Raw genomic sequence first — 23054 nt, forward strand, 5'->3', positions numbered from 1 at the left:
TCTCCGTCATTCCGGGGCTTCGCGCAGCGAAGAACCCGGAACCCACGGCGGGGCGCAGATCGGCAACACGATGACACAGCCGTGGTGTATCTCGAACAGCGTCGCGGTCATGGGTTCCGGGCTCATTGCTTCGCAATGCCCCGGAATGACGGTGGAGGGTCATCGCGCGAGCAACGAATAGAGATCCATCCAATCGGGGTTTCCGTCCTCTATCAGATTGACTTTCCATTGGCGGCGCCAGGCCTTGATGTCCTTCTCGCGCTCGATCGCCTCCATCGCGGTCTGGTGTTCCTCGTACCAGACGAGACGATCGACACCGTATTTCCGCGAGAAGCCGGGAAGCACCTTGCTCTTGTGCTCGTGGACGCGGCGCGCGAGATCGCGAGTCATTCCCAGATAGAGCGTTCCGTCGCGGCGGGAGGCGAGCAGATAGACGTGAAACGGCAAAACACCCCTCCCCCGTCATTTCGGGGCATGCCGAAGGCATGAGCCCGGAATCCATGAACACGACATCTGATTGATCGAGCGATACGCTGACAGCTTTTCTCTCGAACGTCATACTCATGGCTTCCCAGCTCTTCGCCGCAGAGCGTACCGGAAGGACGGAGGGTTGCCTCACGCCGCCACCCTGCCTTCCAGCGGGAACACCTTGGCCGGGTTCATCAGCCAGTCGCGGTCGAAGACGGCTCTCACGCGCATCTGCTGGTGCAGGTCGGCCTCGTTGAACTGGACGGTCATCAGGTCGCGCTTCTCGATGCCGACGCCGTGCTCGCCGGTGAGGCAGCCGCCGACCTCGACGCAGAGGCGCAGGATGTCCATGCCGGCGTCCTCGGCCTTCTGCGCCTCGACCGGGTCGTTGCAGTTGTAGAGCACCAGCGGGTGCAGGTTGCCGTCGCCGGCGTGGAAGACGTTGGCGACGCGCAGGCCGTAGCCCTGGACGATCTCGTCCATGCGCCGCAGCACATAAGGCAGCTGGCCGGTCGGGATCGTGCCGTCCATGCAGATATAGTCGGCGATGCGGCCCGTGGCGCCGAAGGCGGATTTGCGGCCCTTCCAGATCGCCGCAGCCTCCATGGCCGAGCGGCTTTCCTTGACGGTCGTCACCCCGTGCTGGCGGGCGATGGCGACGATGCGGGCGAGCTGGGCGCCCATCTCGGCATCCGAGCCCTCGACCTCGATGATCAGCAGCGCGCCGCAATCCATCGGGTAGCCGGCCTTGGCGAAGGCCTCGCAGATCTCGACCGCCTGCTTGTCCATGAACTCCATCGCCACCGGGATGATGCCGGCGCCGATGATGGCGGCGACCGCCGCGCCCGCCTCCTCGCTGGTCGGGAAGCCGAACAGCACCGGCCGCGCGCCCTCCGCCGCGCGCAGGATGCGCACCGTCGCCTCTGTGACGATGCCGATCTGCCCTTCCGAGCCGACGACGAGGCCGAGCAGGTCGTAGCCCGGCGCGTCGAGATGCGCGCCGCCGATCTCGACGATGCTGCCGTCGAGCATCACCATGGTGACGCCGAGCACATTGTTGGTGGTGACGCCGTATTTCAGGCAGTGCGCCCCGCCGGAGTTCATGCCGATATTGCCGCCGATCGAGCAGGCGAGCTGCGAGGACGGATCGGGCGCGTAGAAGAAGCCGTCGGCCGAGACCGCGCCGGTGACGGCGAGATTGGTGACGCCCGCCTGCACCCGCGCGACGCGGTCGGCATAGTCGATCTCGAGGATGCGGTTCATCTTGGAAACGCCGATCACCACCGCGTCCTCCTGCGGGATCGCCCCGCCGGCGAGCGAGGTGCCGGCGCCGCGCGGCACCACCGGGACGCCGGCCTGCGAGCAATAGCGCAGCACCGCCGCGACCTCCTGCGTCGTCGAGGGCAGCACCACGGCCAGCGGCATGCGGCGATAGGCAGTGAGCGCGTCGGTCTCATAGGGGCGGCGCTCGTCCTCGCTGGTGATCAGAGCCTCTGGCGCGACGAGGCCGGCGAGCCCGGCGACGATGGCGTCGCGCCGCGCGAGAATGCTCGGATCGGGATCGGGAAAGGCAATCGCGCTCATGGTCGTTTCCTCGGCGGGCGTCGCGGGCCGTGCCGCCAGCGACCCTAGAATAATTCCACCGGGCTTGCAGCGCGAGCACCGTCCATGATTATTTCCAAAATGGAAAAGATGGAGTGTGCATGGACCGGTTCGGCGACCTCGACGTCTTCGCCCGCGTCGTCACCGCCAAAAGCATGTCGGCCGCCGGCCGCGAGCTCAACCTGTCGCCGGCCGTCATCTCCAAGCGGATCCGGCGGCTGGAGGACAGGCTGGGCGTGCGCCTGCTCCAGCGCACCACGCGCCAGCTCTCGCTGACCGAGGCCGGCCAGGGCTTCTACGAACGCGTGGTGGCGATCCTCGGCTCGGTCGAGGAAGCCGAATCCTGGGTGGCCAGCGGCTCCGGCCAGCCGCGCGGCACGCTGCGGGTTTCGGCGCCGACCTCGTTCGGGCGGCTGCACATCGCCCCGCATCTCAAGCCCTTCCTCGACGCCAACCCGATGGTCAGCGTCGAGCTGATCCTGACCGACACCTTCGTCGATATCGTCGCTGAAGGCTTCGATCTCGCGGTGCGCATCGCCGACCTGCGGGATTCCAGCCTCGTCGCCAAGCGGCTTGCGCCCAATCACCGCATGCTGTGCGCCACGCCGGACTATCTCGCCCGGCATGGCGTGCCCGAAAGCCTTACCGACCTGGAGCGCCACACGCTCATCGCCCACAACACCGACCAATGGCGGCTCGACGGGCCGGATGGGCCGGTCTCGGTGCGGATCGCCGGGCCGCTGCGGACCAATTCGAGCGAGGTGGTGCGCGAGGCGCTGCTGGCCGGGGTCGGCATCGCGCTGCGCTCGACCTGGGACATCGGCGCCGAGCTGCAATCGGGCGCGCTGACCCATGTGCTGCCCGCCTATTCGGTCGGCCGGCGGGTCGCGGTCTACGCCGTCTATCCCAGCCGCCGCCACATGGAGCAGAAGGTCCGCGTCTTCGTCGACTATCTCGCCGAGCTCTACGGCGCCACGCCCTATTGGGATCGAGGGCTGGTGCTCTAGCCTCTGGTGGTAGCCGGACAGCGACGGTTCGCCTTGCGGCCACGCCGCGCTTCGTCATTCTTGCCGGCGGATTCGATCCGGCCCGCCGCCCGGATCTCGGGGAGCACGTGCATGTTCGGAGTCATCGAGGGTTTTCGCGTCGAGGTGCTCGACCCGCGCTTCCATCGCATCATCCCGGGCACGGCCAGGCTGGAGCGCCTGTGGACCGGGGCGCGCTGGTGCGAGGGGCCGGCCTGGTTCCCGGCGCACCAGACCGTGGTCTGGTCGGACATCCCCAACGACCGCATGCTGCGCTACGACGCGCTCAGCGGCCATGTCGGCGTCTTCCGCCAGCCGGCGCGCAATGCCAACGGCAACACGGTCGACCGGCAGGGACGGCTCGTCACCTGCGAGCATGGCGGGCGGCAGGTGACCCGCACCGAGCATGACGGCTCGGTCACGGTGCTGGCCAGCCATTGGCAGGGCAAGCGGCTCAATTCCCCCAACGACGTGGTGGTGAAGTCGGACGGCTCGATCTGGTTCACCGATCCCGACTACGGCATCCTCAGCGACTATGAGGGCGACAGGGCCGAGAGCGAGATCGGCCGCTGCAACGTCTACCGCATCGATCCGCAGTCGGGCGAGCTCGCCATCGCAGCCGGCGACTTCGTCAAGCCGAACGGCCTCGCCTTCTCGCCGGACGAGCGCGAACTCTACATCGCCGATACCGGCGCCAGCCACGATCCGGAGAACGGGCCGCGCCATATCAGGCGCTTCTCGCTCGGCAGCGACGGGCGCACGCTGCGCGGCGGCGAAGTCTTCGCGGCGTGCACGGCGGGACTGTTCGACGGGTTCCGCTTCGACCGGGAGGGCCGGCTGTGGAGCAGCTCGGCGGAGGGCATCCACGTTTTCCATGCCGACGGCACGCTGATCGGCCGCATCCTGATCCCGGAGGTCATCGCCAATCTCTGCTTCGGCGGGCCGAAGCTCAACCGCCTGTTCATCTGCGGCACGACCTCGCTCTATGCGCTGATGACCCACACCAACGGCACCGTCTGAGGCCTGTGCCCGCCGCTCAGTCCGGCGGCGGCTTCTCGGGCTTCATCCGCCCGACGACGAAGGGCATCGCCAGGCCGAGCAGCATGAAGCGCGTCAGGTGGTGGGCGCCGACATAGAGCGGGTCGAGCCCCATGGCGAAGGCGAGCACCGCCATGGCCTCGAGCCCGCCGGGCGCGAAGGCGGCGAGCGCGCTGGCATAGGAGACCCCCGCCAGCACCGCCGCCGGCCAGGCGAAGAGGAAGGCGACGCCCATCGAGACGAAGAAGCCGCCGATCGCCAGCGGGAACAGCGCCGCGATCTCGTTGCGCTTCAGCGTCGAGACGCGCCCGCCCATGGCAGCGCCCAGCATCACCATGACGACGACGGCGATCTCGGGCGGCAGCGTGCCGTGCACCAGCCCGGTGCCGTGCAGCACGGCGCTGGCGAAGGTCGCGCCGAGGATGAAGGGTGCGGTGACGCGCAGGCGCTCGAACAGCAACCCGGTCAGCAGCGAGGCGCCGAGCACGAGCGCCGTGTCGCCCACGGAGGCGACCACCGGCGGCGGGGGGAGTTGCGAGACCGTGGTGCCGCTGAGCTTCATGATGCTCGGCAGCAGCGCCACCAGCACCAGGATGCGGAAGAGCTGGATCGCCGCGATGCGGCCGATATTGGCGCCCTTGTCCTGCGCCACCGCGATCACCGCCGAGAGCGCGCCGGGCGCGGCCGCCAGCAGGGAATCGATCCAGGACCAGCGCGCGACGAAGCGCAGATAGGCGCCGGTGGCGAGCATGATCGCCGCCAGCCCGACGACCAGCACCGCGAGCGAGCCCGGATAGCGCGCCGTCGCCGCCAGCGCCTCGGGCGTGGTGGCCGAGCCGATCAGCGCGCCCGACATGATCATGGTGGAATCGAACCAGGGACGGCGCAGCTCGGGCAGCGGCCGCATCACCCCGATCACCGAGACGAACAGCATCGAGCCCGACAGCCAGGCCGCCGGCACGTCGAGCAGCGAAAACAGCAGACCGCCGGCCGCGGCGCAGCCGATGACCAGCGCCTCGCGGGACAGGGTTCTCAGGCGATAGGGGAGATAGGACGATTTCGGCATGGCTGGCGGGGCACGCGGAAGCGCGCGCCGCGCCATCAAGGCCCATGCCTGCCGTCAGGTCAAACGCCGGAAACGGCGACCGGCCATGCGCTCAGGCCGACAGCGCCCTCTGCAGACGAGCCACCGCCTCGACCAGATCGGAGGAGTTGCGGGCGAAGCACAGGCGCAAGCCCTGCTCGCCGCCGGCTCCGAAGGCTGCGCCCGGCGCGAGGCCGACATTGGCGGTCTCGACCAGCTCCAGCGCCAATGCCCGCGAATCCGTGCGGCCGTCGACGGCGAAGAACTGGTAGAAGGCGCCGTCCGGCGCATGCAGCGAGACGCGGTTGGTCGCCTTCAGCCCCTCCGAGACGATGCGGCGGCCTTCGGCGGCCCGCGCGATCTGCTCGGCGATGAAGGGCTCGCCCTCGTCGAGGGCGGCGATCCCGGCGCGCTGCACGAAGACCGGCGAGCCGGAGGTCGAATACTGGACCAGGTTCTCGATGACCTGGCCGAGCGCCGGCGGCGCCTCGATCCAGCCGAGGCGCCAGCCGGTCATCGCCCAGTTCTTCGAGAAGGTCTGGACGAAGACGATGCGGTCCTCATCCTCCATCACATCGTGGAAGGAGGGCGCGCGGGCCGAACCGTCATAGACGAAGCGCGCATAGATCTCGTCGGCGACGATCCAGAGCCCGTGCCGGCGCGCCAGGGCCAGGATCTCGGCGAGCTCCTCGCGACGCGCGGTCCAGCCGGTTGGGTTCGCCGGGGAATTGATCATCAGGGCACGGGTACGCGGCGTGATCGCCGCCTCGAGACGGCCCATGTCGAGCACGAAGCGCCCGTCGCGGAATTCGAGCGGCACCGAGACCGGCACGGCGCCGGCGACGCCGACGGCGGCCGGCACGTTCGGCCAGGCCGGGGACGGCACCACGACCTCGTCGCCGGCGCCCGCGATCATCCGCACGGCGATCTGGACCGACTGCATGCCCGAGCCGGTGACGAAGAAGCGCTCCGAGGAGAAGGGCCGGCCATAGAGCGCCGCATGATAGCGGGCCAGCGCCTCGCGCAGTTCCGGGATGCCGCGCTGCCAAGTGTAGAAGGTCTCGCCGGCGTCGAGCGAGCGCTTGGCCGCCTCGACGATGAAGCACGGCGTCGGCAGGTCGCCCTCGCCCACCCAGAGCGGGATCAGCCCCTGCTTGAGCCGGCCGTGGTTCATCACCTCGACGATGCCGCTCTCGGGAGCGTTGCGCGCCTCGGGGCGAAGGCTGGCGAGCAGGCTGTCAGCCTGGGCATGCATATTCATGGGCGGCCTTTCGAGCGATCCCCGACGCGATATGCCGGCTTCCATAACGCAATCGGGCCGATCCCGCGCCATGAAATCGCGAGATCGACCCGATCGGTCGCAGTGATGGATCGGGGCGCCGCCGCCCCGGCCGTCAGGCCTGCTTCTGCTTCAGCAGGTCGCGGATCTCGGCCAGGAGCACGACGTCCTGCGGCGGGGCGGCCGGGGCCGCCGCCTCGGCCTCGGCGGCCTTGGAACGCTTCAGCCGGTTGATCGCCTTGACGACGAGGAACAGCACGAAGGCGATGATGATGAAGTTCACCGCGATGGTGACGAAGTTGCCATAGGCCAGCACCGCGCCCTGCTTGCGCGCCTCGGAGAGCACGGGCGAGGTCACGGCGCTGTTGAGGCCGAAGAAGTAGTTCGAGAAGTCGACGCCGCCGAGCGCGCCGATCAGCGGCATGATGATATCGGCGACGAGCGAGTCGACGATCCGGCCGAAGGCGGCACCGATCACCACGCCGATGGCGAGGTCGACCACGTTGCCCTTCAGCGCGAATTCCCTGAATTCCTTGAGCATGGCGCCCCTTTCCAGATCGGTTGCCGCTTGGATGCGCCGCCGCGGGCCGCGCGCCTCCCGCTTCGGACGCTAGAGGAGTCGTGCGGCGAATTGAAGCGGGAATGCGCCCTCGCCCCCATCCGAATGGCCGGTGGCGGGGGCGGCGCGACGGCGCTAGGCTCCCCTGCGGGACGATGGGGAGCGCGCATGATCCAGAGCTGGTCGGTGGTGCTGGCGGCGCTGGTCTATCTGTGCGCGCTGTTCGCCATCGCCCATGCGGCGGACACCTCCGGCCGGCGCCTGATGAGCGGCCCGGCCCGCACGACGATCTACGCGCTGGCGCTCGGGGTCTACTGTACCTCCTGGACCTTCTACGGCTCGGTCGGCTTCGCCCATCGCGCCGGCATCGACTTCCTCGGCATCTATGTCGGGCCGATCCTGGTGATCGGGCTCGGGCACCGCTTCGTGGCGCGCATCGCCGAGATCGCGAAATCGCAGAACATCAGCTCGGTCGCCGACTTCGTCGGGGCCCGCTACGGCAAGAGCGAACGCGTCGCCGCCATGGTCTGCATCGTCGCGGTGATCGGCGCGCTGCCCTATATCTCGCTGCAGCTGAAGGCCGTCGCCAACTCGCTCTCGGTGTTCTTCGCCGCCAATGGCAGCGCCTCGCCGACCGGCGACATCCCGGTGCTGAGCGACCTCGCCCTTCTCGTCGCGCTCGTGCTGGCCGGCTTCGCCTGCGCCTTCGGCACGCGGCACATCGACGCCACGGAGCACCAGGACGGGCTGGTGCTCGCCATCGCGGTGGAATCGCTGATCAAGCTTATCGCCTTCCTCGCGATCGGCATCTTCGTCGTCTACGGGCTGTTCGACGGGGCGGGCGACCTGCTGGCCAAGGCGGCCAATCCGCCCGGCGGCCTGCCGCCGATCTGGGAGCGGACCTCGAACTGGCCGACCTTCCTGACGCTGACGGTCCTCTCCTCCTTCGCTTCTCTGCTGCTGGCGCGGCAGTTCCACATGGCGATCGTCGAGAACCGCGACGTGCGCGACATCCGGCGCGCCGCCTGGATGTTCCCGCTCTATCTGGTGCTGATCAACCTGTTCGTGCTGCCCTTGGCGGCGGCCGGCGAGATCCTGATCCCGGGCGCCGGGATCGACCGGGACATGACGGTTCTGCTGCTGCCGCTGGAGCACAAGGCGGGGCTGGTGGCACTGCTGGTCTTCATCGGCGGGCTCTCCGCGGCGACCGCGATGGTGATCGTCGCCTCGGTGGCGCTGGCGATCATGATCTCCAACCATCTGGTGATGCCGCTGCTGCTGCGCGGGCGCAGCCTGACGAGCGACCCGGCCGCCATGGCCCAGGCCGGAGCCGGGACGGGCCGCGGCGAGAGCTCGATCGGCGGCGATCTCGGCTCGCAGGTCGTGCATATCCGCCGCGGCGCGATCATCGCGGTGATCCTGCTCGGCTACGCCTATTACCGCGTTTCGGGCGAAGCGGCGCTGGTCTCGATCGGCCTGCTCTCCTTCGCCGCCACGGCCCAGATCGCACCGGCCTTCATCGGCGGGCTGATCTGGCGGCGCGGCACGGCTCTGGGAGCGGTGGTGGGCCTAGGTGCCGGGTTGCTGACCTGGCTCTACACGCTGCTGATGCCGAGCCTCGCCCAGCCCGGCGGCTTCTGGAGCGAGGTGGTGCGCGAGGGGCCGCTCGGCATCGGCCTGCTGCGGCCGGAGGCGCTGTTCGGCCTGTCGCTGCCCTCCCTGCCGCATGGCGTGCTCTGGAGCCTCGGCGTCAACCTCGCCTGCTATCTCGGCTTCTCGCTGCTGCGCCCGGCCAGCGCCATGGAGCGGCTGCAGGCCAACGCCTTCATCGATTCCGACCGGGTCACCATGGCCCAGTCCTTCTCCCTCTGGCGCTCCAGCGTCACCGAAGGCGAGCTGCAATCGACCATCGGCCGCTATCTCGGGCGCGAGCGCACGCAGCGCGCCTTCGAGAGCTTCGCCCATTCGCGCGGCGAGGTGATCTCTGAAAGCCGCGAGGCGGACATCCACCTGCTGCGATTCGGCGAGCATCTGCTCTCCTCGGCGATCGGCGCGGCCTCGTCGCGGCTGGTGCTGTCGCTGCTGCTGCGCCGGCGCAACCTCTCGACCGAGGCCGCCTTCAAGCTGCTCGACGACGCCTCGGCGGCACTGCAATACAATCGCGACGTCCTGCAGAACGGCCTCGACCATGCCGGCCAGGGCATCACGGTGCTCGACCGCGACCTGCGCCTGCTCGCCTGGAACAAGGCCTTCATCCAGCTCTACGACCTGCCGGCCTCGCTGGTGCGCTTCGGCACCGGACTCGACGAGATCGTGCGCTACAACGCGGCGCGCGGTGCCTATGGCGACGGCGCTCAGGACGTGCTGATGGCGGCGCGGCTGGAGAGCTTCGTCAACGACCGCGCGCCCGTCCGGCTCAAGCTCTTCCCCTCCAAGAAGGTCATCGAGATCCGCTCGAACCCGCTGCCGGATGGCGGCCTGGTCACGACCTATACCGACATCACCGGCTCGGTCGCGGCCGAGGAGGAGCTGGCGCGCACCAACGAGACGCTGGAGAAGCGCGTTGCCGAGCGCACCGAGGAGCTCCAGCGCGTCAACACCGAGCTCCAGCGCGCCAAGGCGGAGGCCGAGGACGCCAACGCCTCCAAGACCCGTTTCCTCGCCGCCGCCAGCCACGACATCCTGCAGCCGCTCAACGCCGCGCGCCTCTATGCCTCGGCGCTGGTCGAGCGCGACCGCGCCAGCGGGCGGCCGGACCTGGCGGAGAACATCGACGCCTCGCTCGACGCGGTCGAAGAGATCCTGACCGCGCTGCTGGAGATCTCGCGGCTGGACGGCGGCGCGCTCAAGCCGGAGATCGGCACCTTCCGCCTCGACGAGCTGATGCGGCAGCTGCAGCGCGAGTTCGAGCCGAGCGCGCAGGAGAAGGGGCTGACTCTGGTCTTCGCGCCGACCACGGTGAGCGTGCGCTCCGACCGGCGCCTGCTGCGCCGCCTGCTGCAGAACCTGATCTCGAACGCGATCAAGTACACGCCCAACGGCAAGGTGCTGGTCGGCTGCCGCCGCCGCGGCGAGAACCTGGTGATCCAGGTGCTCGATACCGGCCTGGGCATCCCGCAGGCCAAGCAGAAGATCGTCTTCCGCGAGTTCCTGCGGCTCGATCCGGGCGCCAAGGTGGCGCGCGGGCTCGGCCTCGGGCTCTCGATCGTCGAGCGCATCGCGCGCACGCTCAACCACAAGCTCGCCCTCGCCTCGACACCGGGGCGCGGCTCGCGCTTCTCGGTGCAGGTGCCGCGCGCCGCGCCGCTGCCGGCGATGGCGACGCCCGCCGTCTCGCGCGCCGCCTCGAACGGCCAGCTCGCCGGGCTGCGGCTGATGGCGATCGACAACGAGCCCTCGATCCTCGACGGCATGCGGCTGCTGCTCGGCGGCTGGGGCTGCTCGGTGATCACCGCGGCGGGGATCAACGAGGCGCTCGGCTCCCTGCGCGCCGGCGCCAAGCCGGACGTGATCATCGCCGACTATCATCTCGACGATGGCGACGGGCTCTCGGCGATCTCGAGCCTGCGCGAGCGCATGGGCACCGGCCTGCCGGCGATCCTGCTGACCGCCGACCGCTCGCCGGAGGTGCGCGACGCCGCCGCGGCGCTCGACGTGCACGTGCTCAACAAGCCGCTGAAGCCGGGCGCCTTGCGGGCGCTTCTGGCGCAATGGCGGGCGACCCGCCTCGCCGCCGAGTGACGGCGGCGCCCTCGGCACCAGCCTCCCCTCCCGCTCGCGCGCGAACCGGACGCAGGATCATGCGCCGCGCCCGACGCACTGCGGCAGGAGCGACGCGGTTTCGGTGACTGCACGCAAGAAACGACTTGCCTGAACGGCTTGCCTCGCAGAAAACTCCGCCTCGCCGACCCCAGCGCGGACCCGCCCGCGCCGCCCGAAAGGCCTGCGACCCCGATGTCCATCGAACTCGACACGCGCGACAAGGCGATCCTGCGCATTCTCCAGAGCGACGGGCGGATCACCAATTCCGACCTCGCCGAGCAGGTGCATCTCTCGCCCTCGGCCTGCCTGCGCCGCGTGCGCCAGCTCGAGGAGAGCGGGCTGATCCGCAGCTACGCCATGCTGCTCGACGAGAAGATCGCCGGCTTCCCCGGCACCGCCTTCGTCTTCGTGACGCTGGACCAGCAGGGCCGCGCCTCGCTGGAGAGCTTCGAGCAGGCGGTGCAAGGCCTGCCGGAGATTCTCGAATGCCATCTTCTCGCCGGGGCGCACGACTATCTGATGCGGGTGATCTACCGCGACTCGGCCGATTTCGAACGCATCCACACCGACATCCTGACCCAGCTTCCGGGTGTCACCCGCGTGCAGTCGACGCTGACCCTGCGGACGATCAAGAAGACCTCGGCCCTGCCGGTCTGAGCCGTGCGGGGTTGCCCGCACCGGCGTCAGCGCCGATAACGGGCGCCCAACAGGAATCGCCTCCGTGACCGACGCCAAGCCGAACGCCGACATCGCCACGCTGCCCTTCGAGGACGCCCTGAAGCAGCTCGAGGCCATCGTGGCCCGGCTGGAGCGCGGCGACGTCGCGCTCGAGGAATCGATCGACATCTACACCCGCGGCGAGGCGCTGAAGGCTCGCTGCGACGCCCTGCTCAAGCAGGCGGAAGCGCGGATCGAGAAGATCACGCTCTCCACCGGCGGCAAGCCCACGGGGGCAGCACCGCTGGACGTCGAGTCCTGAGGCGGGACGCTCCGGCATGCGGACGACCCCTTCCGTCACCGCCCGCCCCGTCGCGCCGCCGGCCCCTCTGGAGATCGCAGTCGATCTCACGGGCGCCGACCGCATCGCCGGTTTCGAGCATCTCTATCGCGACCTGATTCGCCGGCAGCACCGCACCATTGTCTGGCTGACGGGCGCGCTGATCTTCGTGGCGGTGCTGGCACAGCTCGCCACCTCCTGGGGCGAAGGCGGGCAGCGCCGGCCGGCCCTGCTCTGGACCAACCTGCTGGACTCGCTGGCCGGCCCGCTCGGCGCCGCGATCACCGTCCTGCTGCTGATGGGTGCGCTGTCGGCGCTCTCTCAGCCGATCGCGCGGCGGCGCCGCTGGCGGCGCTGGCTCAAGTCGCAGGGGCTCGATGCGCCGATTGCCTGCACCTACCGCTTCGAAGCTGACAGGCTCGATACCGCCAGCGAGCATGTGCGCACGCGCTTCCCGGCGGCGCGCCTCAAGCAGCCGGTCACCACCCGCAGCCATGTGATGATCGACATCGAGGGCACCGAGGACACGGTGCCGCTGCCGCGCGCCGCGCTGACACCCGAGCAGATTCGCGCGATCGAGGACTGGTCGGCCTACTGGCTGGCGACGGCGACCGAGCCCGAACAGACGCCGCCGGCGGATGCGCTGCCGCAAGGCCCCGGCGACACCGTCGTGCTGGCCTACACGCTGACGCCCGAGGACCGGATCGCGCAGATGCGCGAGCAGCAGAAGGTGATCTGGCCCGCCCACCTGCACTGGATCGGGGTCGGCCTGCGCCTGCTCGTCGCGCTACTCGTCGTCCCGGTCACGCTGCTGGCGGTGTGGAGCGTCGATCCCTATCGCGTGCCGATCGCCTATGCGCTGCCGCTGCTGCTCGAGGCCTCGTTCCGCACCTACTGGATGATCACCGCCACGCTCTGCGCCGCCGTGATGCTGATCGCGCTGGCGCGGCCATGGTTCCTGCGCCAGCAAGCGAAGGGGCTGGCCGCGATGGCCGACGCCAAGCTGCCCGAGACCCGGCTGGCATGGTCGCTCACGGACGAAGGGCTGGTCAGCCGGCAGCGCGGCATCGTCAGCCGGATCAACTGGCCGCTGATCGCGCGTGTCGAGCGCCTGCCGGATCAGATCGCTCTGCACCTACGGGTCGGCCAGACGTTCTATCTTCCGCTGCGCGCCCTCAATTCGGACCAGATTGCCGTCTTCGATCGTCTCGTCGCGCGTCACGTCGCCCCGCCGACGACCGCCTGAAAGGACGACCGATGAAAGCAGGCCTCGCCACCCTCGCCCTGATCGCCCCGCTGCTCGCCGCGGCGCCATTTGCGCAGGCCGGGCCGCAGACCCTGGCGCTTCCCGACGGGCTGGCCATGACGCTGCCCGAGGGCTGGCGTCTCGAAGGCTCGCCGGACGGCACGGTCAGCAAGACCGGCCTGCGCCGGATCCAGCTGGTCTGCGAGACCGAAGCCTGCAAGCGCACGCAGGAGACCTGCACCGTCCTGATGCGCCCCAGCGGCGGCGAAGGCCCGGACGACGCCGCCCGGCTGGCCTCGCTCTATGCCAAGCCGATGGACCGCTATGCGCGGCTGCGTGCGGCGCTGAAGAACACCAGCCGCGATGCCGAGGTGCTGAAGCCGCTGGCGCTGGTGCGCTATGGCGCGCGCGATTGGTGGTCGATCGAGACCGATGCGCGGCACAACTACAAGTCCGGGCTTTTCGCCGAGACCGTGGTCGACACCCGCTATGTCGGGGTTATCTGCAAGACCTGCGAAACCGGCAGCGACCGGCACGCGGGCGGGCGCGCCCTGATCTCGAGCCTGACATCCTCCGGCTTCCGCGCCGCGGCCGCCATCCGCTGAACGGAAAACGGCCGGAGCGACGAAGCCGCCCCGGCCGCAGGATCGTCTCTGATGGTGCCGCAAGGCAGGACGCCTCGCGGCAGTCCTGCCTTGGCTGCGCCGGGCCTCAGCCCTGGCGGCGCAGACGGCCGAAGGCCATCAGCAGCGAGGCGCCGAGCGCCGACTTCAGCACGCCGCCGATGATGAACGGCACGACGCCGACCATCAGCGCCTTCTCGAAGCCGAGCAGCGTCGAGAGCCAGAGCGCACCGAAGGCCAGGCAGAGCGCGTTGCCGAGCAGCATCGACGAGAAGGCCAGAACCGGGCGCGCACCGGTGAAGCCGCGCTCCGTCAGCCAGCCGACCAGGGCGGCGGCGAAGGGGAAGGCGACGAGGTAGCCGGCGGTGGGGCCGGCCATGTAGGCGAGGCCGCCCTGGCCGTTGGTGAGCACCGGCAGGCCGAGCGCCGCCTCGCCGAGCCAGGCGAGCACGGTGAGCGCGCCGAGGCGCCAGCCATAGAGCGCGCCGACCATCGTCACCGCGAGCGTCTGCATCGTGACGGGCACCGGATACATCGGCACCGCGACATAGGACGAGAGCGTCAGCAGGATCGTGCCGGCCAGGACCGCGAAGGCCTGCACCGTGGCGGGACGCGCGCCCAGGCCGAGAAGGCCGAGACCGGCGCGGGGCTGGGCATAGCTCACAGGGGTCATCTCTTCATCTCCGTGGTCGATTCAAAATTATCTATAATTCTGAACGTCGATCTACGATGAACTCCATAACTCGCCCGAAAATGCAAGTCCGGTTCAGCCGATGATCGAGAAGGCGTCGCGCGTCCCGCCGGACGCGGTGGGGATCGGCTTGCTGCCGATCCATTGCACATGCCGCCGCAGCACCGCCTCCGCCTCCTCGACATCTCCGGCGCGCAGGGCGGCGAGGATGGCGCGGTGGTCGTGATCGGTGCGGCTCTCCCAGTCGGAGCGCCAAGCGGAGAACAGGAAGCGGGCGCTGGCCGCGTGCAGGTCGTCGATGGCGGCGAGCAGGCGCGGCATGCCGCAGGGCGTGACAATCAGCCGGTGGAAGCGGCGATTGGCCTCCTCCCAGGAGCGGACGTCGGGCGAGTTGTCGCCGGCGCGGGTGGCCTCCTCCGCCTCGTCGAGCATGGCGCGGGTGAGATGCGGCGCGGCATGGCGCAGCGCCAGCACCTCCAGCGCCGCGCGCATCTGCGCGACCTCGCGGACCTCGCGCAGGTCGAAGGCGGCGACCCGGACGCCGCGGCGCGGCTCGCTCACCGCCAGCCCTTGCGCCTCCAACCGCTGGAAGGCCTCGCGCACGGGGACATGGCTCGCGCCGAACTCGGCCGCGACATGGTCCTGCCGCAGCCGCGTGCCGGGCTCCAGCGCGCCGGAGATGATCCGGTCGGCGAGCGCACGGCTGATGCGGACCGCCAGGGTGTCGGCGGTCGCGGAGGCTGATGTCGTCCTGGCCATGCGCTACCGATACGATCCGGCCCGGCTTTCGTCGAGCCCGCCGGAGCGCACACGGCGTGCCTTCGCCTTGCCAGCGCCGTGGTCGCCCGGCAGGCTCGCCGCTTCATGCCCCAATCCTCCCCGGGAGCCCCGCCATGTCCCAGCTGCCAGACCATGATCCGATTCCCGGCGATACCCGCTCCTGCGAGGCGCTCGAACAGGTGATCGTGCCACGCGCGCATGATCTCGGCGGCTTCTCAGTGCGCCGCGCCCTGCCCTCGATCGGCCGCAAGATGGTCGGCCCCTTCATCTTCTTCGACCAGATGGGCCCGGCCGAGTTCCATCTCGGCGAGGGGCTCGACGTGCGCCCGCACCCACATATCGGCCTGTCGACCGTGACCTACCTGTTCGACGGCGAGATCATGCACCGCGATTCGCTGGGGACGGCGCTGCCGATCCGGCCCGGCGCGGTGAACCTGATGACGGCGGGGCGCGGCATCGTCCATTCCGAGCGGACCGCGCCGGAGGAGCGCAGCAAGGCGCCGAAGCTCTACGGCATCCAGACCTGGCTCGCTCTGCCGAAGACGCATGAGGAGATCGCGCCCGCCTTCATGCACCACGCCGCGCCCGAGCTGCCGCGCATCGTCGGCGAGGGCAAGCGCGTCAGCCTGATCATGGGCTCGGCCTTCGGCGAGACCTCGCCGGTGCAGTTCCCCTGGGACACGCTCTATGCCGAGGCCGTGCTGGCGCCGGGCGCGATCCTGCCGCTCGATCCCGGCTATCACGAGCGCGCCGTCTACATCGTCACCGGCAAGATCGACATCGCCGGCGACGAATTCGGCGCCGGCCAGCTGCTGATCTTCAAGCCCGGCGACCGCATCTCGATCCTCGCCGTCGACCAGGCCCGCCTGATGCTGATCGGCGGTGAGCCGATGGACGGCCCCCGCCACATCTGGTGGAACTTCGTCTCCTCCTCGAAGGAGCGGATCGACCAGGCCAAGGCCGAATGGAAATCCGGCCGCTTCGACACCGTGCCGGGCGACGCTGAGGAGTTCATCCCCCTGCCGGAGCGCTGAACCGCGCGCCGCGCCGCCGCCCTCCCGGCCGCACCGGCGTTTGCCAGAGCGGCCGGGAGGGCGTATTCCGGCGCCCATGCTTTGCGAACACTCGGCCTGAGGCAGACCGTGGCCCGTCCCCACACTCCGCTCCTCGACCAGATCGCCGATCCGGCCGCGCTCCGCCGCCTCGACGACGCGCAATTGCGGCAGCTCGCCGACGAGTTGCGGGCCGAAACCATCGACGCCGTCTCGGTGACCGGCGGCCATCTCGGCGCCGGGCTCGGCGTGGTCGAGCTCACCGTCGCGCTGCATCATGTCTTCGACACGCCGGACGACCGGCTGATCTGGGATGTCGGCCACCAGGCCTACCCGCACAAGATCCTCACCGGTCGGCGCGACCGCATCCGCACGCTGCGCCAGCCCGGCGGGCTCTCCGGCTTCACCCGCCGCGCCGAAAGCCCCTACGACCCGTTCGGCGCCGCCCATTCCTCGACCTCGATCTCGGCCGGGCTCGGCATGGCGGTCGGCCGCGACCTCAAGGGCGGCCGCAACAACGTCGTGGCGGTGATCGGCGACGGCGCGATGTCGGCCGGCATGGCCTATGAGGCGATGAACAATGCCGGCGCGCTGGGCTCGCGGCTGATCGTCATCCTCAACGACAACGACATGTCGATCGCCCCGCCGGTCGGCGCGATGTCGGCTTATCTGGCGCGGCTGGTCTCGGGACGGACCTATCGCTCGCTGCGCGAGATCGGCAAGCACCTGGCCGAGCGGCTGCCGCGCTTCTTCCACGAGAAGGCCAAGCGCACAGAGGAATTCGCCCGCGGCTTCTTCACCGGCGGCACGCTGTTCGAGGAGCTGGGCTTCTACTATGTCGGGCCGATCGACGGCCATAACCTCGACCATCTGCTGCCGGTGCTGCGCAATGTCCGCGACGCGCAGGACGGGCCCATCCTCGTCCATGTCGTGACGCAGAAGGGCAAGGGCTATGCCCCGGCCGAGGCAAGCGCCGACAAGTATCACGGCGTGGTCAAGTTCGACCCCGTCACCGGCCAGCAGGCCAAGGCGCCGGCCAATGCGCCGAGCTATACCGGCGTCTTCGCCAACGCGCTTATCAAGGCCGCCCGCGAGGACGACAGGATCGTCGCGGTCTCCGCCGCCATGCCGTCGGGCACCGGGCTCGACGCCTTCGGCAAGGAATTCCCCGGGCGCACCTTCGACGTCGGCATCGCCGAGCAGCATGCGGTGACCTTCGCCGCCGGGCTGGCGACCGAGGGCTTCAAGCCGTTCTGCGCGATCTACTCGACCTTCATGCAGCGCGCCTACGACCAGATCGTCCACGACGTCGCCCTGCAGAAGCTGCCGGTGCGCTTCGCGCTCGACCGGGCCGGGCTGGTCGGCGCCGACGGCGCGACCCATGCCGGCGCCTTCGACATCGCCTATCTCGCATGCCTGCCGGACATGGTGGTGATGGCCGCGGCCGACGAGGCCGAGCTGACCCATATGGTCGCCACCGCCGCCGCCTTCGACGAGGGGCCGATCGCCTTCCGCTATCCGCGCGGCGAGGGCGTCGGCGTCGAGATCCCGCAGGCCGGCGTGCCGCTTGCGATCGGCAAGGGCCGCATCGTGCGCGAAGGCACGCGCATCGCCCTGCTCTCGCTCGGCACGCGGCTGGCGGACTGCCTGCGCGCCGCCGAGCAGCTCGGCCAACGCGGGCTCTCGACCACCGTCGCCGACGCCCGCTTCGCCAAGCCGCTCGACTCGGCGCTGATCCTGCGTCTCGCCCGCGAGCACGAGGTGCTGATCACCGTCGAGGAAGGCTCGGCTGGCGGCTTCGGCGGCCATGTCCTGCACCTGCTCGCCCGCGAGGGCGCGCTGGACCGCGGGCTCAAGGTGCGCACGCTGACCCTGCCCGACCTCTATCAGGACCACGGCAAGCCGGAGGCGATGTATGCCGCCGCCGGGCTCGACGCCGCCGGGATCGTGCGCAGCGTCGAGCAGGCGCTCGGCAGCACGAGCGCAGCCCGCAGCGCGTGAGCAACCCGCATCCCCGCCGGGTCCGGGCCGATCTGCTGCTCGTCGAGCGCGGCCTGTTCGAAAGCCGTGCGCGGGCGCAGGCCGCGATCGCCGCGGGCCTGGTCACGGCCGACGGCACGGTGCTGCGCAAGGCCTCCGAAACGGTTCCCTACACCGCCGCGATTACGGCCGAAGCGCCCCATCCTTACGTCTCGCGCGGCGGGGTGAAGCTGGCGGCGGCGCTCGACACCTTCGGCTTCGATCCGGCGGGCCAGGCCTGCCTCGATGTCGGCGCCTCGACCGGCGGCTTCAGCGACGTGCTCTTGCGGCGCGGCGCCGCCCATGTCCACGCGGTCGATGTCGGCCAGTCGCAGTTGCATGACAGCCTGCGCGGCGATCCGCGCCTGACCAGCCTTGAACAGCAGGACATCCGCACGCTCGATCCGGCGCTGATGCCGGTGCGGCCGGCGTTGGCGGTGATCGATGTCAGCTTCATCTCGCTGAAGCTGGTGCTGCCGGCGGTCGCTTCGCTGCTGGCGCCCGCGGCCGGGCTGGTCGCGCTGATCAAGCCGCAATTCGAGGCGCGCCGCTCGGCGCTGAAGAAGGGCGTCCTGCGCGACGCGGCCCTGCAGGCGCAGATCTGCGACGAGATCGCGGCACTGGTCGGCGAACTCGGCTTCGCCGTGCTGGGGACGATCCCCTCGCCCATCGAGGGCGGGGACGGCAACCGCGAATTCCTGATCGGCGCCACGCGCCGGCAGGGTTAGCTGGCGAGCAGCCGGTCGATCTCGGCCTGCAGCGCGTCGACGTCGACGCGTGCCAGCTCGATGCGTCCATTGGCGTTGATGAAGGTCGCCGCCTGGCCGATCAGCCGGCGCAGGGCGCGCGCCGCCACCTCGACCACCAGCGCGACATCCTGCTCGGGCACGTCGTCGAGCAGCGCGCTCACCGTTGCGACCAGCCGGTTCATCGCGGTGCACAGCTCCTCGAAGCGTTCCGCCTGGGCCGGGCCGAGCGTGCGATAGGCGCGCTGCGCCTCCTCGGCGCAGCGCAGCCTCGACTGGCGGAAATGCTCAAGATAGCCGACCGCGCGCCACGCCTTCAGCTCGGCTAGCATCGAGCGGTCACAGGTCGTCATCTCGAGCAGCATCAGCGCTTCGCTGTAGCGATTGAGATAGTCGGTCGAGAGTGCGTCTCCCGGCTCCGGAGACGATGAGTCCGCAGCCGTCAGCGCAGGATCGGTCGCGGAAGCGGACATGAACAGGCCCCGAAAGAGGCGCGATCATGCCGAGCGAAACGCAAACAAAGTCTTGATCGGGCGCCATCGGCATAGGACATCGGGGCCATGTGTGGCCGCTATGCCCAGACCAGCCCGCCCGAGGCCGTGCGTGAGGCCTTCGGCTATCGCGAGCAGCCGAATTTCCCGCCGCGCTACAATATCGCGCCGACGCAGCCGGTGCCGGTGGTGCGGCTGAACGCGGGCGCGCCGGAATTCGTGCTGATGCGCTGGGGCTTCCTGCCCGGCTGGGTGCGGGATCCGCGCGACTATCCGCTGGTCATCAACATTCGCGGCGAGAGCGCCCGCGAGAAGCCCTCCTTCCGCGCCGCCTTCATGCGCCGGCGCTGCCTGATGCCGGTCGACGGCTTCTACGAATGGCAGCGCCAAGCCGGGGGCAGCCGCCGGCCGAGCGAACCCTGGCTGTTCCGCCGGCCGGATCGCGGCGTCTTCGCCTTCGCCTCGCTCTGGGAGAGCTGGCACGGCGCGGACGGCTCGGAAATCGACACGGTCGCGCTGCTCACCGGCCCGGCCAACGGGCTGATGTCGGCGATCCACGAGCGCTGCCCGGTGCTCCTGCCGCCCGAGGACCATGCGCGCTGGCTCGCTCCGGAGACGAGCCCCGACGAGGCCGCGACGCTGCTGAAGCCCCCGCGCGAGGAGGCGCTGGAGATGCTGGCGGTCGGCAGCGCGGTCAATGCGGTGGCGCATGACGGGCCGGAGCTGCAGGCCCCACGCGCCGACGCAGCGGCGTCTCCCGCAACATCGCCCGCGCCACGGCCCCGCCGGCCGCGCAGCACGCCCGACGACGGCCAGGGCAGCCTGTTCTGAGACCCGGCCTCAGCGGTTGCGGACATGCTCCGGACGGAAGCCGAGGCCGATGATCCGCCCCGAGAGATGCGCCAGCAGCGGCCAGCGCGCGATCGAGCGCATGAAGGCCGGCGGGCCGGAGCGCGTGGCCTCGTCGCGATCGCTGCGGCGCCGGCGGCGGCGCATCATCAGCTGCAGCTTCTGCGTCGCCCGTGTCGGGAAGCCGCGCCGTGTCTCGACCGCCGCAAGATGGCGGTCGGAGACGCCGCCGGTGAGCAGCGGCACCGACAGGATATTGGCGGCGGCGACCGCGTCCTGAATGGCGAGGTTCACACCGACGCCGCCGATCGGCGACATGGCGTGGGCGGCGTCGCCGATGCAGATCAGCCCCGGCCGCCACCAGCGCCTGAGCCGGTCGATGCGGACGCTGAGCAGGTGCACGTCCTCCCAGCCGCGCACCTCCCGCATCCGCTCCGCCGGCAGCGGCGAGACGGCGGCCACGGCCGCGCGGAAGGCCTCCAGCCCCTGCGCGCGCAGATCGGCGAAGCTGCCCTTGCGCACCACGAAGCCGCATTGCCAGTAATCGCCACGGTCGATCATCACGAAGCCCTGGCGCGGCCCGCCATGGCCCATGGTGTAGGGCGGGTCGTCTTGCTGCCGCGACAGCTTCATCCAGAGCACGTCGCTGGGGCTGCCGAAGCTCTCGACCTCCAGCTCCGCCTCGGCCCGGATGCGCGAATTGCGGCCATCCGCCCCGACGACCAGCTGGGCGCCGAGGTCGATCTCGCCATGGGGGGTGCGGGCGCGCAGGCCGGTGATGCGCCCGCTTTCGCGCAGCAGGCCCGTGACCTCGGTCTCCATCAGCAGGCGGAAATTCGGATAGCGGCCGGCCTCGCGCGCCAGGAAGGCGAGGAAGTCCCATTGCGGCATGAAGGCGATGAAGCGGCAGCGGGTCGGCAGCCGCGAGAAATCGGCGATGGTGACGTCGCGCCCGCCGATCTCGGCATGGAGCCGCGGCGCCTGGGTGTGGGGCAGCGCCAGCAGCGCATCGAGCAGGCCGAGCTCGTGCAGCACCTCCAGTGTCGAGGGATGGATGGTGTCGCCGCGGAAATCGCGCAGGAAATCGGCGTGCTTCTCGAGCACCACCACCTCGATCCCGGCGCGTGCCAGCAGCAGGCCCAGCATCAATCCCGCCGGGCCGCTCCCGACGATCGCGCAGCCGGTCGTCACGCTCGTCGCCATGCGCCTGGTCCCTCGCTGCCGGAGGCCGCTCCGTGATCGCGCCACGGGCCGGACCGGATGCGGAGGGCTTACGTCCGGTCAGCGCGGAAGCCAACCCCGGCCGGGCCCTGCGCGGCCGCTCGCGCCTGCGCTACAGCACCGCACCCGGATTGAGCAGGCCTTGCGGATCGAGCGCCGCCTTGAGCGTGCGCATCAGGTCGAGTTCGACCGGGTCCTTGACGTGGGGGAGCAGGTCGCGCTTCAGCCGGCCGATGCCGTGCTCGGCCGAGATCGAGCCCTCCATCGCCGCGACGACGGCATGGACCGCCGCATTGACCTCTTCCCAGCGCGCCAGGAAGGCCGCCTTGTCGGCCCCCGGCGGCTGGCTGAGGTTGAAATGGATGTTGCCGTCGCCGAGATGGCCGAAGGCGACGACCCGCCCGCCTGGCACCAGCGCCTCGCAGACCGCGCTCGCCCGCTCCAGGAAGGCCGGGACCGCATGCACCGGCACCGAGACGTCGTGCTTGATCGAGCCGCCCTCGAGGCGCTGCACCTCCGAGAGCATCTCGCGCAGCCGCCAGAAGGCGTTGCGCTGGTCGAGCGAGCCGGCGATCGCCGCGTCGCCGACCAGCCCGTCGGCCATCGCCTCGGCGAGCACCGCCGAAACCGCATCCTCCAGCCCGGCCTCCGCCTGGGCCGAGACCTCCATCAGCACATACCAGGGCGAGGTCTCCGCCAGCGGATCGCGCGTATCCGGCGCATGGCGCAGCACATAGTCGAGCCCGATGCGCGGGATCAGCTCGAAGGTGACGAGCGTGCCGGCCGCGCCCGCACGGGCGCGGTTCAGCACCGCGACCGCCGCCGCCGGGCTGGGAACGGCCAGGAAGGCGGTGGTGCGCGCCGCCGGCAGCGGCCAGAGCTTCAGCACGGCGGCGGTGATCACGCCGAGCGTGCCCTCGGCACCGATGAAGAGATTGCGCAGATCATAGCCGGTATTGTCCTTGCGCAGGCGGCGCAAACCGTTCCAGACCCGGCCGTCGGCCAGCACGACCTCGAGCCCCAGGCAGAGCTCGCGCGCATTGCCATAGGCGATGACCGCAGTGCCGCCGGCATTGGTCGAGAGATTGCCGCCGATGGTGCAGGAGCCTTCCGAAGGCAGCGAGAGCGGGAAGAGACGCCCGGCCGCCTGCGCCGCCTCCCGCGCCCGCAGCAGCGTGACGCCGGCCTCCACCGTCATGGTGTTGCCCTCGGGATCGACCGCGCGGATCGCGTCGAGCCGCTGCAGCGACAGGATGATCTGGCGCCCCTCCGCCACCGGGATCTGGCCGCCGACGAGCCCGGTATTGCCGCCCTGCGGCGTGACGCGCGTGCCGGTCCTGGCGGCCCAGCGCAGCACCTCGGCGACCTCGGCGGTGCTGCCCGGCCGCACGATGGCGAGCGCCCGGCCGTGGAACAGGCCGCGCATCTCGCGCAGATAGGGCGCCATCTCCTGCGGATCGCTGACGAGATTGCGCGCTCCGACGATGGCGCCGAGCGCCGCGATGTCCGTGCTCATGGCGCC

At 70.3% G+C, this 23054-nt stretch carries 21 protein-coding genes; 11 read left to right on the forward strand and 10 right to left on the reverse strand.

What is annotated here, in order from left to right; all coding sequences use genetic code 11:
* Positions 1-159: 159 nt before the first annotated feature.
* Positions 160-447: a GIY-YIG nuclease family protein gene (locus ABE438_RS08860; protein WP_346502234.1), complete on the reverse strand. Its 288-nt coding sequence runs from the start codon at positions 445-447 to the stop codon at positions 160-162.
* A 168-nt stretch (positions 448-615) separates the two neighbouring features.
* The gene (locus ABE438_RS08865) at positions 616-2052 is read right to left on the reverse strand and encodes an FAD-binding oxidoreductase (protein WP_346502235.1); all 1437 of its coding nucleotides are present in this window, start codon (positions 2050-2052) and stop codon (positions 616-618) included.
* Positions 2053-2171: 119 nt separating this feature from the next.
* On the opposite strand from ABE438_RS08865, the gene ABE438_RS08870 reads away from it, so the two are divergent.
* Positions 2172-3077: a LysR family transcriptional regulator gene (locus ABE438_RS08870; protein WP_346502236.1), complete on the forward strand. Its 906-nt coding sequence runs from the start codon at positions 2172-2174 to the stop codon at positions 3075-3077.
* Between the two features lie 111 nt (positions 3078-3188).
* Positions 3189-4115 carry an SMP-30/gluconolactonase/LRE family protein gene (locus ABE438_RS08875; protein WP_346502237.1) on the forward strand — a complete coding sequence of 309 codons (927 nt, stop codon included), beginning with the start codon at positions 3189-3191 and terminating at the stop codon, positions 4113-4115.
* A 16-nt stretch (positions 4116-4131) separates the two neighbouring features.
* Here the strand turns inward: ABE438_RS08875 and ABE438_RS08880 are convergent, their stop codons facing one another.
* The 3 genes from ABE438_RS08880 to mscL form a co-directional block, all read right to left on the reverse strand.
* Positions 4132-5199 (reverse strand): AbrB family transcriptional regulator, encoded by a 1068-nt coding sequence (locus tag ABE438_RS08880; protein WP_346502238.1) that lies wholly within the window; start codon positions 5197-5199, stop codon positions 4132-4134.
* A 91-nt stretch (positions 5200-5290) separates the two neighbouring features.
* Positions 5291-6478 carry a pyridoxal phosphate-dependent aminotransferase gene (locus tag ABE438_RS08885; RefSeq protein WP_465248586.1) on the reverse strand — a complete coding sequence of 396 codons (1188 nt, stop codon included), beginning with the start codon at positions 6476-6478 and terminating at the stop codon, positions 5291-5293.
* A gap of 133 nt (positions 6479-6611) precedes the next feature.
* On the reverse strand, positions 6612-7037 hold the full coding sequence (gene mscL, locus ABE438_RS08890; protein WP_346502239.1) for a large conductance mechanosensitive channel protein MscL: 426 nt from the start codon (positions 7035-7037) through the stop codon (positions 6612-6614).
* 186 nt (positions 7038-7223) lie between these two features.
* Here mscL and ABE438_RS08895 point away from each other — a divergent pair, with 186 nt between their 5' ends.
* The 5 genes from ABE438_RS08895 (at position 7224) to ABE438_RS08915 (ending at position 13665) form a co-directional block, all read left to right on the forward strand.
* Positions 7224-10796: a hybrid sensor histidine kinase/response regulator gene (locus ABE438_RS08895; RefSeq protein WP_346502240.1), complete on the forward strand. Its 3573-nt coding sequence runs from the start codon at positions 7224-7226 to the stop codon at positions 10794-10796.
* Positions 10797-11009: 213 nt separating this feature from the next.
* Positions 11010-11474: an Lrp/AsnC family transcriptional regulator gene (locus tag ABE438_RS08900; RefSeq protein WP_346502241.1), complete on the forward strand. Its 465-nt coding sequence runs from the start codon at positions 11010-11012 to the stop codon at positions 11472-11474.
* A gap of 64 nt (positions 11475-11538) precedes the next feature.
* Positions 11539-11796 (forward strand): exodeoxyribonuclease VII small subunit, encoded by a 258-nt coding sequence (locus tag ABE438_RS08905; protein ID WP_346502242.1) that lies wholly within the window; start codon positions 11539-11541, stop codon positions 11794-11796.
* A gap of 16 nt (positions 11797-11812) precedes the next feature.
* The gene (locus tag ABE438_RS08910; RefSeq protein WP_346502243.1) at positions 11813-13060 is read left to right on the forward strand and encodes a YcxB family protein; all 1248 of its coding nucleotides are present in this window, start codon (positions 11813-11815) and stop codon (positions 13058-13060) included.
* Positions 13061-13071: 11 nt separating this feature from the next.
* Positions 13072-13665 carry a hypothetical protein gene (locus ABE438_RS08915; RefSeq protein WP_346502244.1) on the forward strand — a complete coding sequence of 198 codons (594 nt, stop codon included), beginning with the start codon at positions 13072-13074 and terminating at the stop codon, positions 13663-13665.
* Between the two features lie 106 nt (positions 13666-13771).
* Here the strand turns inward: ABE438_RS08915 and ABE438_RS08920 are convergent, their stop codons facing one another.
* Both ABE438_RS08920 and ABE438_RS08925 read right to left on the reverse strand, forming a co-directional pair.
* The gene (locus ABE438_RS08920) at positions 13772-14356 is read right to left on the reverse strand and encodes a biotin transporter BioY (RefSeq protein ID WP_346502245.1); all 585 of its coding nucleotides are present in this window, start codon (positions 14354-14356) and stop codon (positions 13772-13774) included.
* A gap of 93 nt (positions 14357-14449) precedes the next feature.
* Positions 14450-15133 (reverse strand): GntR family transcriptional regulator, encoded by a 684-nt coding sequence (locus ABE438_RS08925; protein ID WP_346502246.1) that lies wholly within the window; start codon positions 15131-15133, stop codon positions 14450-14452.
* A 134-nt stretch (positions 15134-15267) separates the two neighbouring features.
* On the opposite strand from ABE438_RS08925, the gene ABE438_RS08930 reads away from it, so the two are divergent.
* The 3 genes from ABE438_RS08930 (at position 15268) to ABE438_RS08940 (ending at position 18953) form a co-directional block, all read left to right on the forward strand.
* Positions 15268-16188, forward strand: a complete 921-nt coding sequence (locus ABE438_RS08930; RefSeq protein ID WP_346502247.1) for a pirin family protein — start codon at positions 15268-15270, stop codon at positions 16186-16188.
* A 108-nt stretch (positions 16189-16296) separates the two neighbouring features.
* Positions 16297-18207, forward strand: coding sequence for a 1-deoxy-D-xylulose-5-phosphate synthase (dxs, locus tag ABE438_RS08935; protein ID WP_346502248.1), 1911 nt, complete (start codon positions 16297-16299; stop codon positions 18205-18207).
* Positions 18204-18953 (forward strand): TlyA family RNA methyltransferase, encoded by a 750-nt coding sequence (locus tag ABE438_RS08940; RefSeq protein ID WP_346502249.1) that lies wholly within the window; start codon positions 18204-18206, stop codon positions 18951-18953. Before dxs ends, ABE438_RS08940 begins: the two co-directional genes overlap by 4 nt.
* On the opposite strand, the gene ABE438_RS08945 is transcribed toward ABE438_RS08940, so the two are convergent.
* Positions 18950-19444 (reverse strand): hypothetical protein, encoded by a 495-nt coding sequence (locus ABE438_RS08945; protein WP_346502250.1) that lies wholly within the window; start codon positions 19442-19444, stop codon positions 18950-18952. The two genes, ABE438_RS08940 and ABE438_RS08945, sit on opposite strands and share 4 nt — an antisense overlap.
* An 87-nt stretch (positions 19445-19531) precedes the next feature.
* Here ABE438_RS08945 and ABE438_RS08950 point away from each other — a divergent pair, with 87 nt between their 5' ends.
* Positions 19532-20293 carry an SOS response-associated peptidase gene (locus tag ABE438_RS08950; protein WP_346502251.1) on the forward strand — a complete coding sequence of 254 codons (762 nt, stop codon included), beginning with the start codon at positions 19532-19534 and terminating at the stop codon, positions 20291-20293.
* Positions 20294-20302: 9 nt separating this feature from the next.
* On the opposite strand, the gene ABE438_RS08955 is transcribed toward ABE438_RS08950, so the two are convergent.
* Both ABE438_RS08955 and ABE438_RS08960 read right to left on the reverse strand, forming a co-directional pair.
* Positions 20303-21514, reverse strand: a complete 1212-nt coding sequence (locus ABE438_RS08955; protein ID WP_346502252.1) for an FAD-dependent oxidoreductase — start codon at positions 21512-21514, stop codon at positions 20303-20305.
* A 130-nt stretch (positions 21515-21644) separates the two neighbouring features.
* Entirely contained in the window at positions 21645-23048 is a 1404-nt protein-coding gene (locus ABE438_RS08960; RefSeq protein ID WP_346502253.1) for an FAD-binding oxidoreductase, read from the reverse strand.
* Positions 23049-23054 lie beyond the last annotated feature (6 nt).

The sequence above is a fragment of the Allobosea sp. TWI1241 genome (assembly GCF_039673065.1).
In the GTDB taxonomy this organism is placed as follows: Bacteria; Pseudomonadota; Alphaproteobacteria; order Rhizobiales; family Beijerinckiaceae; genus Allobosea.

Bases quoted from the DNA above. Each gene is read 5' to 3' on its own strand.
- ABE438_RS08885 (WP_465248586.1), bottom strand. From the start codon at position 6,478: ATGAATATGCATGCCCAGGCTGACAGCCTGCTCGCCAGCCTTCGCCCC.
- ABE438_RS08955 (WP_346502252.1), bottom strand. From the start codon at position 21,514: ATGGCGACGAGCGTGACGACCGGCTGCGCGATCGTCGGGAGCGGCCCG.
- ABE438_RS08870 (WP_346502236.1), top strand. From the start codon at position 2,172: ATGGACCGGTTCGGCGACCTCGACGTCTTCGCCCGCGTCGTCACCGCC.
- ABE438_RS08865 (WP_346502235.1), bottom strand. From the start codon at position 2,052: ATGAGCGCGATTGCCTTTCCCGATCCCGATCCGAGCATTCTCGCGCGG.
- ABE438_RS08920 (WP_346502245.1), bottom strand. From the start codon at position 14,356: ATGACCCCTGTGAGCTATGCCCAGCCCCGCGCCGGTCTCGGCCTTCTC.
- ABE438_RS08925 (WP_346502246.1), bottom strand. From the start codon at position 15,133: ATGGCCAGGACGACATCAGCCTCCGCGACCGCCGACACCCTGGCGGTC.
- ABE438_RS08930 (WP_346502247.1), top strand. From the start codon at position 15,268: ATGTCCCAGCTGCCAGACCATGATCCGATTCCCGGCGATACCCGCTCC.
- ABE438_RS08880 (WP_346502238.1), bottom strand. From the start codon at position 5,199: ATGCCGAAATCGTCCTATCTCCCCTATCGCCTGAGAACCCTGTCCCGC.
- ABE438_RS08895 (WP_346502240.1), top strand. From the start codon at position 7,224: ATGATCCAGAGCTGGTCGGTGGTGCTGGCGGCGCTGGTCTATCTGTGC.
- ABE438_RS08875 (WP_346502237.1), top strand. From the start codon at position 3,189: ATGTTCGGAGTCATCGAGGGTTTTCGCGTCGAGGTGCTCGACCCGCGC.
- mscL (WP_346502239.1), bottom strand. From the start codon at position 7,037: ATGCTCAAGGAATTCAGGGAATTCGCGCTGAAGGGCAACGTGGTCGAC.
- ABE438_RS08900 (WP_346502241.1), top strand. From the start codon at position 11,010: ATGTCCATCGAACTCGACACGCGCGACAAGGCGATCCTGCGCATTCTC.
- ABE438_RS08910 (WP_346502243.1), top strand. From the start codon at position 11,813: ATGCGGACGACCCCTTCCGTCACCGCCCGCCCCGTCGCGCCGCCGGCC.
- ABE438_RS08960 (WP_346502253.1), bottom strand. From the start codon at position 23,048: ATGAGCACGGACATCGCGGCGCTCGGCGCCATCGTCGGAGCGCGCAAT.
- ABE438_RS08945 (WP_346502250.1), bottom strand. From the start codon at position 19,444: ATGTCCGCTTCCGCGACCGATCCTGCGCTGACGGCTGCGGACTCATCG.
- ABE438_RS08915 (WP_346502244.1), top strand. From the start codon at position 13,072: ATGAAAGCAGGCCTCGCCACCCTCGCCCTGATCGCCCCGCTGCTCGCC.
- ABE438_RS08950 (WP_346502251.1), top strand. From the start codon at position 19,532: ATGTGTGGCCGCTATGCCCAGACCAGCCCGCCCGAGGCCGTGCGTGAG.